Origin of the sequence: Bacteroides cellulosilyticus DSM 14838 (genome assembly GCF_000158035.1) — a bacterium.
Taxonomy (GTDB): domain Bacteria; phylum Bacteroidota; class Bacteroidia; order Bacteroidales; family Bacteroidaceae; genus Bacteroides; species Bacteroides cellulosilyticus.
In genome coordinates, this window is record NZ_EQ973489.1 from 411,613 (window position 1) to 426,003 (window position 14,391).

Genomic DNA, 14,391 nt, shown 5'->3' on the forward strand with positions numbered 1-14,391 from the left:
GTTAGTTCGGATAATATTTCTCAGGTGTCATGAATGAAGGTACATAAGGTTCCATCCAGAATGCAGAGGTACGCTTGTATTTCAGTTCGGTATCCGGATACCAGTTAGCCCAGGATGCCGGATGTGTATCGGCGATAGGAGACTGTACGCTTTCGCCATACCCGTTCACAGTGGTAACCGTATATTCATAGACTGTAAACGAACCGGCATCAAGAGTCGGATTGTCTAACTTACCGGGGAATCGGCATGCTTTGATGACTCCGGCAGCTTCCATATCTGTATACTGATTGGCTTTACCTTCAAATATAAGTGTGAAATCTTTGTCACCGGCCTTTCTCCGGTATATACGATATTTCTGTGCACCTAATACTTTTCCCCATGATAAGTCTACCTTCCCCTTGTCTAAATTCAGGTGCAGACCTTCCGGGTAATGTGGTGCTTGGTTAGTGGTATAAACCGGATACTCTTGGGCAAAGACGGCCGTATGCTTTCCGTTTACAGACAGAGCCCGTACATGTATCTTTCCGGCAGGTTGCGGAGCCAGTTTGTATACTGACCGGGTGGTTGTGCCTACCTCCGTCCATGTTTGCCCATTGTCTCGTGATGTTTCTATTTTTACCTTTTTGGCTGATGCAGGTATATCCAGATAAATAAGTGTACCGTTAGGAGTATATTCTGTGTCGATAATATCAGTTGGCATTGGAGTAACTTCACGTGCATACTCTATGTGATGCTCTCCTACGGGCAAAGAGATATTGCTTGTTCCCTGTTGTGCGATACCGTCGATATATAATTTTCCGCCGGACATTCCTTTTAGAGTTAATCTGGCTTTTCCATCACTCTTATAGCGTCCTTTGCAACTGTTGGCGTTTGTGCGGGTCATGGCAATTGCCGTACCGGCGTCCGACAATTCGATCGAAAAACCGTCGGCAGAAAGAAGTGTACCCTTCATTAAAGCAAGTTGCAAGGTTCCATTATCCATCCGGCGGATTACTCCGGCCTCTCCGGTGAATGATTCCTTTTCTGACTGATGGCTTATTCCTGTTCCATCACGGAAGATAACATCAGTACTGTGAGGAGCTTTGATGTACAATATATTAGATGGTGCATTTGGGGATTTGGGTACAAATTCGTAAATGCTTGTATGGGCCAGCAAAGCCGGGTTCACAACTTTCCCATGTAGAACGTTGATATCTCCTTTCTTGTGTGAAACCAATGTCAGCAGCGAACCGTCCGCATCCCGGTAGAAACCTTTGGAATGATTGGTTTCTCCTTTGGTCCAATGATCCGGGCGTGCTTTTTTGCCAAAGAAAACGATTTGCGGAAATTCATCTTCTTTCTGAACGAACCAAGAGAAACGGGCACCTGCTCTCCAATTCGTTCCGGTCTGATCGTAGAGTAGGAAGTAATCTGTACCTACCAGCAGGATGCTGCGTGATAAATATTCCGGCCAGGCAAAACTGTCTTTTCCTTTAGCGGAACGGAGTTCTGCCAGCTGCACTATATCCAGGTCATAAAGTGGAGCCACAAGTTCGTTCATTCCGATGTTACAGAAAGCCCCGTTTTTCATTACTCCGAAGTTAGTGATGCCATCCAGATTATTTTGTACATGGTCACCTACCACTTCGTTTTCATGCCCCGTATATATTTTACCTTTTGCATAGAAGTAAAGTCCGCCGGAGTTACCTTGTCCCTGATGTCCCCAACGATAGTTAGGGCCTTTATCCACCTGGTTTAAGTGAATGGACAATTCTTCGTCTGTGTCTACTCCTGCACGCAGAACAATGCCGTGTCCGGTATATTTCGTACTTCTTAAATGCGGATTGGTTCCCATGTTATGGGAAGGGTATTGTTTCTGATGGACATTCCCCCAATTGGTGTGTGTATCTTTGGTTTCAACACCCGGCCCCATCTTGCCGGTCCAATATAGATTTTCAGCTAAGAGCGGATCGTAGTATTGCATCCAGTCGGCCAACTGGTAAACGGAGCAATAGCGTGGAACAATCCGTCCCCCTCCGTGAGCCCCATGGGGTGGATAACTTCTTTCCATCTTTTCTTTGTATTGAATGGGAGCGGTCATCATGTCCAGCATCCAGTGTCCCCGTTGTGCCATGTATTTTCCAGCAAAACGGTTTTTGCCATCGAACTCTTTCAGTGCGATATTGGTAGCTGAGGTGGGACGTAAGAAAGCCCAATTATAGATACCCAGGCTTTCTACCCAACGTCCTCCTTTGGATTCGAAGGCTTTTACTTCAGGACGTGTATAGAAGATACCGTATATTTCCAGTGTTTTTTCAAAGAAATCCGCCCATTCTTTGGCCATCGGGTGTTCGGGGTAGAGGAAAGACATCTGCCCCGGTACTGCCCAGCCGTCTGCTGCCATATTAGCGGTTCCCGCTAATGAAGTGCGGATGGTATTCATCGCTTCCAGTGTATTGATGTAAGCGGATATGAGCATCAGGCCGTCTACGGTCTGCTTTTGTTCCGTGGTCAGTTGTTTGTAAAGTGCCAGGTAATCTTCTATCCAGCTGCCGAAAAGCGGGCGGTGAGAAATGGAATGAATGCCGGGAAATCCATTTAAGCCTGTCATATAATAAGCCATTGGAGAGGTTATTATCTGCTGATAGAATTGTTCGGCAGTGGGTGAACCTGTTTTCCCTGTAAAAGGAGTATCCGGATGTTTTGCATGTGCCGGATACTCCAGAATCCAATCTTTCACCTTATTTAAATTTAATAGCGCATACTGACGGTGTAATAGCATAGCGTAGCGGAAGCCCATCTCATCCGAATGGTCTGCACCACCCTTGACTGCTATTTCGTCAATGCTTTTATTGAATTTGTCAACTATACCCTGTTTCTTTTCAATTGTATATAAAGTTATGGCCGTGGACCGGCTGCCGGAATGGAGCGGATACTTGAAATATAATTTCTGACCTGCATAACGGAAATATACAGATAGATCCGGAGTGGGCTGCCAGATTCCGTATTGCTGATCATCCCAGCGATTATGGTCATATACAAATACGCCTAATTCTCTGGCTGCATCCTGAGTTTCCCAGAAAGAGATTGCCGGAACCTGTTCGCGTGTTGAATTTCCTCCGAAGGGTAAGAGGCGATACAACATTTGCTTATCGGGTTCTTCTATCCAGCCCATTCCTGTCCAGTGCGGATCTTCCTGGCTCCAGTTGGTGTATATGGGTTGGTCGATGGGCAAACCTCCGTCTACTGATACTTCCTTTTGCCTGTCCCAGTTGCCATAACGGCGCGTAGGATGGAAGTTATCCCATTCCATATCTATAAACACCTCATCCTGGTTTGATATATTCTCCATTTGTTCGTCGAGGATGACGAAGGGATAACCTTGTATGACTTTTACCTTGGCATAATAAGAAGCCTGGTTATCTAATATATAATGTATTCCACATTCTATAAACAAGTCGCCTGATTCTAAAACGGATGTTTTTATCTCTTTTACAGTGCGCTGTCCGGTGTGTAGCTTGTTATTGCCTATCTTTTGATGATCGTTCAATATGGAGATTATGGGAGCGGGAATTGTGTGCCCCGGATTGATTCCTCCGGCAGGTATTTCCACACCGAAGTTTCCGTCACTGATCAGCCAGGTTGACGCCTGTTTCTGAAGTGTAACAGGTGAACTTTGCCGGGAGGCATTGTTTTTCCGAAGATACAATGTATAGTTGAATTCCCCTCCGCTTGGTAACTCTGCGAAGAAGTTTATAACGGCAGATTTCAGTTTCCCTTTTTCAATGACTTTGTCTGATAATTGGAATGGAACAGAACGGTTCTGCTTATTATCGGAAAGGCTCAGTTCCGATTCGGACTGTATTCCTTCCGGAAAGTAAATCGGATAGCTTAAAAGAGTACGGGGCCAATCATATATAGACAGGTTTATACAATCTTTCCGGGAGAAATTCAGCGGCTTCTCCCTAGATACGATGGCCTGTTGTGCAAAGCCTGTATTTGCAAAAAATAGTATTAGTAATAATGCAATCACGTGGTTTCTCATGGTCATAAACTTTACCTGATTTTTTTGCAAACTTAGGCGAAAAGCCTTTGACAGACTATGAAAATAGTGTCAAAGACTTGTATTTTAGACCTGCGACCGATTATTTACCAATATTCTTGATATATTCGGTAGGAGTTTGATTGAATACAGATTTAAAAACCTTACTAAAGTAAGCCGGATCGGAAAAGCCCACTTCATAGGCAACCTCTGCAATGGTCATGCCTCCGGATTGGAATTTTTCCACAGCCATTTTCATCCGGATATTTAGGATCAGTTTGTTGGGTGATAAATCGGATATTGCCTTAATTTTCCGGAAGAATTGTGTACGGCTCATACCTAATTTATTATATAGAACTTCCATGGATAATTCCGGATCCTGTGCATTTTCTGTAATTAATTCTACCAGTTTTTGCATGAATGGGTCCTCTACTGTGATTTCCTCTACAGGAACTTCCGTCCTCTCTAACTTCTGGCAGAACAAGTCTCTCAGTTTTTCTCTATTTTTGATGAGGCTTTCTATTTTAGCCAGTAGTATTTGCGCATTGAATGGCTTTAATATATAGTCATCAGCTAAAGCCTGATATCCATCTTTTACATGCTCTTCCAGGCTTTTTGCTGTTAGCAGGACTACCGGAATATGAGCTAAAGCCATGTCATTTTTTATAGCCCGGCAGAGCTCCAATCCGTCCATTACGGGCATCATGATATCACTGATAATCAGATCGGGCATCTGCTCTCTGGCTATATGTATGGCGCTTTTCCCTTCAGGAGCTTCCTGCACATTGTAGGTCTTGGATAGTTTGGAAACGATGTATTGGCGCATGTCCTCGTCATCTTCCACTACCAGAATCCGCAGGCGATTATCAGAATCTTCGGGTATTTGCTGGTGATATTCCGGATCTACGGACAATACACTGTTCTTTTCTACTTTCAATGTATGGGTAATTGCCTGGTCAGTATAGATTACATTGGAATTGGCGTAGTGTTCCTTTCCCAGTTGCAGGCGTATAAAGAACGTCGTTCCTTGTCCGGGCGTACTTTCCAGCCATATCTTGCCGAAATGCAGTTTAACCACGTATTGCACCAGATTAAGTCCGATGCCACTGCCGAACATTCCACCTTTGTTGCCGTTTCCTATCTGAAAGAAAGGATCGAAAACCTTGCTTTGATTCTCAGGAGATATACCTTCCCCGAAGTCTTTCACGGAAAGAACAACGCTGTTTTCCTCCATGTTGGATTCTAACTGGATCTTTCCACCTCTGGAAGAGTGTTTTATTGCATTCGAGAGCAGATTAAACATTACTTTACTCATCAGGTCTACATCTACCCACAAATTGTTGCCATAATAGTTGTTGGAGTACGAAATGGTAAGTTCATGCTTGTTCAGCAATTCGGAGAAACTATCAATCTGTTCGGTAATGAATACAGGTACATTCAGGCTGCTTAGTTTCAGTTGCATGGCTCCATGTTCTAATTTGCGGAAATCCATCAATTGGTTCACCAGAAGCAGCAGGCGGTTTGCGTTCTTTTGTATCTGTTTCATCGGATATTTTAAACCCGAAGGAAGCTGTTCATCATTGATGATATCGTCCACCGAACCGGTTATCAATGTGAGCGGTGTCCGGAGTTCGTGAGAGAAATTAGTGAATAATTCAATCCTCATCTGGTAGTTCTTCTCGATATTCTCTTTTTCTATCTGTTCGATTTGGCGTTTGTACTTGGCTGTTTTCTTTTCATAAAAATAGCGTGCTAATACTGCCAGAAAGACGATGATGAATAAGATGTAGAGGGTCTTTGCCCACCAGGTGGCCCAGAATGCAGGATGTACTGATATGATAATGGTTGTTTCTACCGTGCTCCAGATTCCTTCGTTATTGCATGCCTTGATACTGAAAATATATTTACCTGCAGGGAGATTGGAGTATATTACTTCATTATTTTCAATGTAATGCCACTCTTTATCCAGCCCTTTTAGCTGATAAGCATATTTGTATCCCTTGGGAGAGATAAAGTCGAGCGCAGAGTATTTGATTCGTATGGATGAGTTATCATACGGCAGATCAACCTTGTTTCCTTCATTGAAGTTATTGATTTCAATATGGCCGGGTGCATTTTTAGAATTTAGTGATTCCACCAGGGATATCTGTACCAAAGGTGCTGTCTCTCTGTCATGAGACAAACGTGTCGGGTCCAGTTCCGCCAGTCCGTTGTTACCACCTATATAGATGTGTCCGTTACTGGCTTGCAACAGTGACTTGTGCGAAACTTCATTTAAAGGAAAGCCGTTGCCACGGGTAAAATTAACGATGATCCCATCCGGCTTGATCTGTGACAATCCGTTGATGGCAGATACCCATATATCCTTGCTGGTACGATCTTCCAGAATGGCACAGATAGAATTGTGTACTAATCCGTTATCTTTGTTATAATGGTGTATTTCCTGTTTTTCCAGATTACATTTATACAATCCGTTGTCATAAGTGCCGATCCAGATGTTTTTGGCATGGTCCTCATAGAGCACACTTATATTCTTGTCATTCAGTTCCTCGAAGGTGGTCCGTTCACCTTTAAAGTAGTGTTCGGGATTTTCAGGTTGATGCCTGAATATCCATAAACCATTGGTACGAACTCCCACTATCATGTCATCTCCATGTCGCAGAATATCTTGTGTCAACATATACCGGGTAGTGGCATTATAATTGGTCGATAGATTCCGGTCCAGCTTTTGCGTTTTCTCATCCCAGTAAGACAGGTCATCTTCTGCTATCCATAAGTGGTTTTCCGCATCTCTTGCCATTGCACGGATTTGTTCTTCACCGCTCATTGAGGCAATCACTTTGGTTATGGAACGGGTTCTCAGATTGAGCGAATAAACTCCCATATTTAAGAAATAGAGGTAGAGCTCGTCTGGTGAATTTCGGTAAACATAGTATAAGTCCGTATCGTGTTTGGGAGAATTACCTCCGGATATATTTACTTCTTCTATATGCTTCGGATTGTTTACATCCATGGCTATAAGCCCCTTGCTATGTCCGATCCATAATTTACCTTGTGATTCGGATAATGAACCTACTACTTGGATTCCGGTGGTCTGCTGAGAGGAGGATGTTAAAGAATGATGAGTAAAAGTAAACAGCTTGGGATGATAATAAATGGCTCCCTGGCTGAAAGTACCTATCCATAATGCTCCTTGATTATCCTTATAGACTGTCATCAGGCGATCCCTTATAGCAAGGTGTTGATCTACTTTGGTATAAAAGAAAGAGTGCTTAATGTCATAAGCCACCAATCCCCGGTCGGTTGCAAGCAGCAGGGTGGAATCATTATATTCCGTGATGTCATGAATGTAATTGCTTTCTATCGGAACATCCGGATGAACCGTGTATGAAATTGGCCTGATTTCTTCTTCTTTAGGAAAGTATTGGTAGAAATTCTTTAGCTCTTCTCCGAGCCAGATGCGTCCTTTACTATCTGTAAATCCTTTCATTAAGGAGAAACGTTTTTCATTTTTGTGTAAAATCTTGTAGCGTTCAGTCCTTACGTTATAAAGTGCCAGCCCCTGATTCACCACATCCAGCAACAGAGCATACGGGCTCGCGGCAGCCATCATGTGAATATAGGTATCACGCATATCTTTCACATATGAACACGTTCCGTCGCTTTTGAAAACATATAATCCTTGTTTGGTAGCTACCCAGATATTTTTTTTAGGATCTTCGTGCAGGCCTACAATCACGGACGAGGGAAATTCTTTTCCTGTATACCGCTCCTGTAAATCGATAAACTTTTCCTGCATGGGGTCGAAGAGAACGATTCCACTGAAGGTACCGATCCAGAAGAGGCCGTCCGATAGTTGCGTGATACTCACAATATCGTTAGGCTGCTTGACTTCTTTGCTGGGCAGGTGATAATAGTTCTTTATCTCGTAACCGTCCAACCGGTTCAAACCGTTTTTGGTACCGATCCAAATATAACCTTTATCGTCCTGGCAGATAGCTTTTACAGTGCTGTTTGATAATCCATCCTTTACAGAGTAGCTATTCAGCGTAATGTTCTGTGCCGATGCGCTAATATACCCTAATGAGAGTATGAACAAGATAAATAGATGCTTTGCGATATTCTGCATTATCTTCGGAAACATAAAATTCAAGTTATAAATTGAGCCCCTAAAGATAATGCAAAATATGCAATTCATGCAAGCGTCAACGCTTTTTATATGGCTATTTACGGGATACATTCCAACTCCCTTTCATGTTTATTTGAACGGTGATTTCTTCCTTGTTGTTTTTTATTTGAACGGTGCTGTATCCATCCTGGGTCCGTGCGGATAAAGACTGTGCGATATCAGCGGCCTTTTCCTTTATGCTGTAGGGCACGATTACAGTAACAAATGTCAAAGGCTCGAATGGAGTGACACACTGCTTGGAGAAGACTGTGGTGGGTTGTATCGTATATTCTTGTTTCTGAAATCCGTAACTGCGGTCGGGCTGCTTTTCAAAATAGACCAGTAATTGCCTTTTCTCTATTTCATTACCGGATGCGTCTTTCCACGGTTGACCTGCGTTTGGAGTGTCCCTGTATATTTTCTTCCCTCCGTGAGTACTGAACCAGTTTTCACCCCGTTCATCCATTTGATATAACTGCCAGATACTGCCTGCCGTGTATCCTTCGGTATCTTCACCGGGAATCAGATGATCCTGTAATATCAGGATACCTTCGGCTGTCAATACCATGCGTCGTTGCAGAGTAGAACCATCGACACAGTGATTGTCCAGAATCACTTCACCGTATGAGTCTTTACCTTTATTTACAACTTTGGCTGTCCGCACGATATTGGGATTGAACAGCACGCCCACTTCTTCATGTACATAGTCTTCCACTGGTTTTCTGATCTTGTTGTAGGCTCTAATCTTGAAACTCATGGGAGATTTGATTCTGTCATCAGTCGTGTAATGTTTCCAATCGCAACCAATGTACCGGTAATCATTCAAACTGAAATCTGCCGCCACTTTCAGATTAATAAAATGAATACTGTTATCTTTCAAAGTAATACGTATCATCTTTCCGCCTTTCTCATTGTCTGCAAGCTCTACGCCGTTTCCCCATGCATCCAATGTGTTGCAATCATGCAGAATCTTTTCTCCGGCCTTGCCTCGTAGCCGAACCTTATCAATGCAGATCACTTCGCCCGGCTGTCCATTCTGAAAGCGGAAAGTGATGCTTTGAAATCCCCTCATTTGCGGATCACTTTCTGATATATGTGTGGATGAGCTGAAGTCAATCCAGTCTGTAAACCAACGGTTGGTCAGCCAGCGATTGGAGCCTTCACCGAATGGGAAACCATTGCTTTCTTCTTTCATCAGGATCACGGTGTTGCCATGACGCATATCCGTAGCATGACGTTGCACGCCGTGAAAGTGCGGGCAACAGTCGGTTTCAAAATAATTGATGGTTCCGCGCAGATTCGGATGTTTGTGAGAACCTTCAGCATAAAGATCACTCATGACAAAAGGAGTACCCGGAACGTGTGAAGCTGTTAGCAATAGCTGGTCCGGTATACCACTTTGTCCTTCCCGGTTAGTGCGTGTTGTCACCATGGCACCCCAATCCGGGGTAGAAGTCTTTGGAATGAATGGCGGTAACAGGGCTATTTCCGCAATCGAAGCCCATTCGCAGGCATCCCGTAGAAACCAGCCTCGTTTAGTGTATTTTTCGGGTAAATTGGGAAGTCCTGTTTTATATAATTTGCGGGCAGCTTTCTGATAGCTTGCATTACCTGTCAGGCGGGCCATCTTTTCAAAGACTACGATCCATTCAAAATAGGCAAAGAAGAAGTCATCTCCATATTCCGGCATGTAACCGCTGGGAGCCTGTTGGTGAAGATAGCGTGAAAACCATTGTTCTATTTCGGGAGTCTGTAGCAATTCGGTCCGTCCGCTTTCCTGTGCGATGGTGATAATGTCGTTTAAGTGGATGGCTGAATATAAAGTAGCGGTCTCGTCCACATCCTTATTGGCATACCAGAAATTCCACATCGTATCTGTATAGGCTTTCCACAGGTTTGCATTGGGAGCATCCGGAAAAAGGTTATACATTCTGGTAAAGCCTAAAGCACGTTCCTGTCCCTGATTATGATCGGTAATGAAATGCGGTTCGAAGTGCAGGTCGGCAAAACGAATCACAATTCTCCGGGCTTCGTTTCCTTTCAGGCGTCCTTCTTTTTTAAGTAATTTGTAGGTGGCTGCCACGTTGCGGGTAGAGAAGAAATCATCCCGTCCCCGCATCAACTGTTCGTCCTTTTCCCAGGCAGTGACGGCACACCTGAAAATCTCTTCGGACATATCCAGAAATCGTTTCTGTCCGGTGGCTTCATAGAAAGTACCGGCGGCGGTCATCAGGTGGGTGGTCCAACGGACATTGCGGTTTTGAATTTCCTTTCGGATGCGTTCTTTACTATATGGGTGGGTCTGGTTGTCAAAGGCTTCGACGGCTATGGACAACGGATCTTTGTCTATCACGGGATGCAGGTTTCCATACACCGAAACAATTCCCCAAAGGCAAAGAAAAATGGAGGCAGACAATTTCTGTATCATACTGGATTTCTTTTGATAGGGTTTATTATAAGAGAGTGGGCAAACCGGATTTTCCGGCTTGCCCAACATACGTATACTCCCTTTGTTCTATGACAGAATCTTAATATTCGGGATTTTGCCACATGATTGTTCCGTCACCATAGGCATTGATTTCAGATTGTGGAATCGGTGCCAGCAGATTACGTTTTTCCATTGCATACATTGGTGTTTGGGTAGCTGTGTTGAAGCCTTCGTTTTTGAGAGAGAAGTGTTTCTTCATTGCTTCTTCGGCAAGTCCCCAACGAATCAGGTCGGGCCAACGAAGTCCTTCGTAACAGAACTCGATAAAACGTTCGTGAACGATGTAATCGAATGTAGCTTGCTTGCTGTTCAGTCTGGTAGCATCGATGGCTTCCAGTCCGGCTCTTTTGCGCACTTCGTTAATGATGGATAAGATTGTAGTGATATTCTCTGCATAGCCCACTTCATTCAGAGCTTCGGCATACATCAGCTTGACATCCGTGTAACGCAGAATAGAGATATTATTACCCCATTCGTCATAAGAACCGGGTTTCGTCTGCGTTGCCTTCAGAAACTTACGGGCTGTGTAAGTGTCAGCATGCTGGTAATCTTTATCGTAATAAAGGTTGTTCACCATGGTAGCGGCCCGGCGGATATCGCCTTCTTCATAAACCCCTTCACCCCAGATGGACTCGGAAACTTGAGCGGTACCGGAAGGACCTTTGAACGTAACATTATGTAGGAACGGAGCATCCTTTTCAAGATTGATACTGGAAGCGAGTAGCATACTGTTGAACGTTTGGCTGATACCCAAAGCCTTACCGGTGGAACCGCCCATGTATTGTACTTCCCAGACACGTTCGGATGTGTTGTCGAATTTATCATCGAAACAATCTTCATAGTTGTCGGCCATTTTATATAAAGCGGGTTCTTTGGCAATTATCAGCTCCAACCACTCTACTGCCTTTGCAGGATTATGCATATACAGGTAAGTACGTCCCAGCATACCGGCCATTGCATATTTGGTAATACGTCCCACTTCTGTGCCGCTTCTTTTTTCGGGAAGCAGGTCATAAGCCAGTTCGAAGTCCTTGATTGCTTGTTGGTAAGTCTCTTCCTGTGAAGAACGTTTCACTTTACGCAATTCGGCCAATGAAAGATCCGTAGTGATGAGTGGAGAACCTCCCCAGCACCAGGCGAATTGCAGATAGGCCAGTCCGCGCATGGCATAAGCCTCGCCTTTGATATGATTTTTCTGATCTTCATCAGAGAAGACTACCCGGTCGATGTTGTCCAATATCTTATTGCTGCGTGATACCAGTACCCAGAGCGATTTCCATGCGGTTTCCCAGGTTTTTTCGGTAGAAGTATCCGTGAAGCGGGTGATGTTATTGTTCATGTTTTTAATAGCGTCTTCCCTCAATACGATTGCTTCCAGATAGTTACGATTATAGACAGTCTGTAATTGTGAGTAAACTCCGGCAATGGAGGCTTCACAATCAGCAGGAGTCTTGTATAAGCTCTGGTCTGTGTAAATAGACGGTTGGTTGACGTCCAGATAGCTGTCGCAGGAGGATAGCCCCCACAAGCAACATACGGCTACTATTTTAGTTATTATTTTCATGATCGTTACTGATTAAAAGGTTACGTTTACACCAAATATATATTTTCTTGACAACGGATAAGTATTGTAATCTGCACCTCTGAGCATCGGATTGGTACTGTAGCTATTGGTATCCGGGTTGCCGACATAATCGGTAAAGGTATGCAGGTTTTCTACTGTTCCGTAAATTTTGGCTGCTTTGATTCCCAAGGCATTCAGCCATTTCTTGGGCATATTGTAGGCCAGGCTGACATTCTGGATGCGTAAGAAAGTTGCGTCAAAGATTTCCAAATCTGTTCTGTGCAATTGTCCGTCCTGCTCGGAGTTGTCACCCAAACCGTAAGGAGTCGGTGTTTTTCCATCCCATGACATATCTACACCCAGTTCAGTAGGAATAGGGTTACCGTTCGGATAATCTTCTTTGTAGCAGTGCAACCATCTTCTCAGTGTGTTGTTGGCACCATATTTACCGCCGGTATCCAGGTTACGGGCACCAATCCAAAGTACATTACCTCCAATCTGTCCACGCAGGAATATGCTCAACTCGAAGTCCTTATAAGTAAATCTGTTAGTGAAACCGAACATCACGTCAGGTTCGTTTGAACCGTAAGCTACTCTGTCGTCATTGTCGATAGAACCACTTCCGTCAACGTCTACGTATTTCACGTTACCGGGTCTCTGCTTCTTACCTTTTACGGTAGGAACCAATGGCTTGTTAGGATTATAACGTCCGTCAGCACCTACTTCGAAGTCGGCTTCTGTCAGCAAACCGTCTGTGAGGTAAGTATAGAATTGAGAAATAGGACCTCCTACTTTCGTGATGAACTGTGCGTTCCATGCATCAGTGATGATTTCATCGTTTCCACCTAAATCCAGTACCTTATTCTTGTTTCCGGAAAGGTTCAGTGTGCTCGACCATTTGAATGATCTTGTATTAATATTGGTTGTTGTCAGGTCAATTTCCCAACCACGGTTCTCAATAGAAGCCAGATTTGTGCGCATACTGTTGAAGCCGGTAGCAGCGGGGAGTTGCAAATTATACAGCAAGTCGTCCGTGCGGTTGATGTAATAGTCTACGTTCAACTGTATGCGGTTTTTGAACAGGGAGAGGTCGAAGCCGAAGTCGAATGCTTTGGTCGTTTCCCATTTCAAATCCGAGTTGGCATAGTTAGTCGGGTAGATGGCTATTTGTGAAGTATTTCCGTAAGCGACATTTCCGGTAGTGAAGGTAGAAACATAGTCACTGTAGCCGATACGGTCGTTACCGGACATACCCCAGGAAGCACGGAGCTTTAACAGGGAGATGAATTCTATGTCTTTCATGAATTCTTCACTGTTGATTTTCCATCCGGCAGATACGGAGGGGAAAGTAGCCCAGCGATTGGAAGGACCGAAACGGGAAGAACCGTCACGACGCATAGATGCAGATACTAAGTATTTATCATCATAGTTGTAGCTTAAACGTCCGAAAAGAGAAGCCGTACGAACAATATTCTTCAGGGTGCTGGCCTGACTCGGAGTGGCTCCCTGGTTCAAGGTAGGAACGTTATCCAGCGGGAAGTCGGTAGCTTTCATATCGGCAGTATAGATGCTGCGGTTTTCTATACTTTGTCCTAACAATACATTCATCTGATGTTTCTTCCAGAGAGTAAAGTCATAGCTCAATGTATTTTGCCATCCGGTGCGGCTGCCGGAGATCACTTTGCTTGAAGCAGTAGCGCTCTTTACGGACATTTTCTGTACGTCGAGCGGGAGGAAATATTCATCGATGCGGTTTTCAGAACTATAGTTGAACATAGACTTGAAAGTCAGTCCTTTGATGATATTCGCTTCTACCCATGATGCAACGTCGAAATTCTTGATATTTCTGCTATCGGTAACCTGTCTGAGGCGTTCGTATGGGTTAACGTCATCCTTTCTGAATTTGCTGAAACCCAGCGAGCGGGTACCTTCGTTGATGCCGATAGTAGGAATCATGGTCAGGGCAGTCATGATAACTTTATCCTTACCCTCAGACTCACCTCTGTCCTGTGAAGAAATGGTAGGAGCAAAGTTCACACCGGCCTTGATGTGTTTGTTAATGTTCATTGAAGCGTTGATACGGAAGTTGAAACGTTCGTATCCGGTATGTTTTACGATACCTTCCTGGTTCAGGTATCCGGCAGAAGCAT

The 14,391-nt window shown here is 44.1% G+C and carries 5 protein-coding genes; all 5 read right to left on the reverse strand.

What is annotated here, in order from left to right:
- Position 1: 1 nt before the first annotated feature.
- A complete protein-coding gene (locus tag BACCELL_RS04315) occupies positions 2-4,024 on the reverse strand; it encodes a fibronectin type III domain-containing protein (RefSeq protein WP_044153325.1) in 4,023 nt (1,340 codons plus the stop codon).
- A gap of 100 nt (positions 4,025-4,124) precedes the next feature.
- Positions 4,125-8,165: a hybrid sensor histidine kinase/response regulator transcription factor gene (locus BACCELL_RS04320; RefSeq protein WP_007210346.1), complete on the reverse strand. Its 4,041-nt coding sequence runs from the start codon at positions 8,163-8,165 to the stop codon at positions 4,125-4,127.
- A 79-nt stretch (positions 8,166-8,244) separates the two neighbouring features.
- Positions 8,245-10,617, reverse strand: a complete 2,373-nt coding sequence (locus tag BACCELL_RS04325) for a hypothetical protein (protein ID WP_157133878.1) — start codon at positions 10,615-10,617, stop codon at positions 8,245-8,247.
- 100 nt (positions 10,618-10,717) lie between these two features.
- Positions 10,718-12,241, reverse strand: coding sequence for a RagB/SusD family nutrient uptake outer membrane protein (locus BACCELL_RS04330; RefSeq protein ID WP_007210348.1), 1,524 nt, complete (start codon positions 12,239-12,241; stop codon positions 10,718-10,720).
- Positions 12,242-12,253: 12 nt separating this feature from the next.
- On the reverse strand, positions 12,254-14,391 hold a 2,138-nt coding region (locus BACCELL_RS04335; RefSeq protein WP_007210349.1), incomplete at its 5' end, for a SusC/RagA family TonB-linked outer membrane protein.

Bases quoted from the DNA above. Each gene is read 5' to 3' on its own strand.
- BACCELL_RS04315 (WP_044153325.1), bottom strand. From the start codon at position 4,024: ATGAGAAACCACGTGATTGCATTATTACTAATACTATTTTTTGCAAAT.
- BACCELL_RS04330 (WP_007210348.1), bottom strand. From the start codon at position 12,241: ATGAAAATAATAACTAAAATAGTAGCCGTATGTTGCTTGTGGGGGCTA.
- BACCELL_RS04320 (WP_007210346.1), bottom strand. From the start codon at position 8,165: ATGTTTCCGAAGATAATGCAGAATATCGCAAAGCATCTATTTATCTTG.
- BACCELL_RS04325 (WP_157133878.1), bottom strand. From the start codon at position 10,617: ATGATACAGAAATTGTCTGCCTCCATTTTTCTTTGCCTTTGGGGAATT.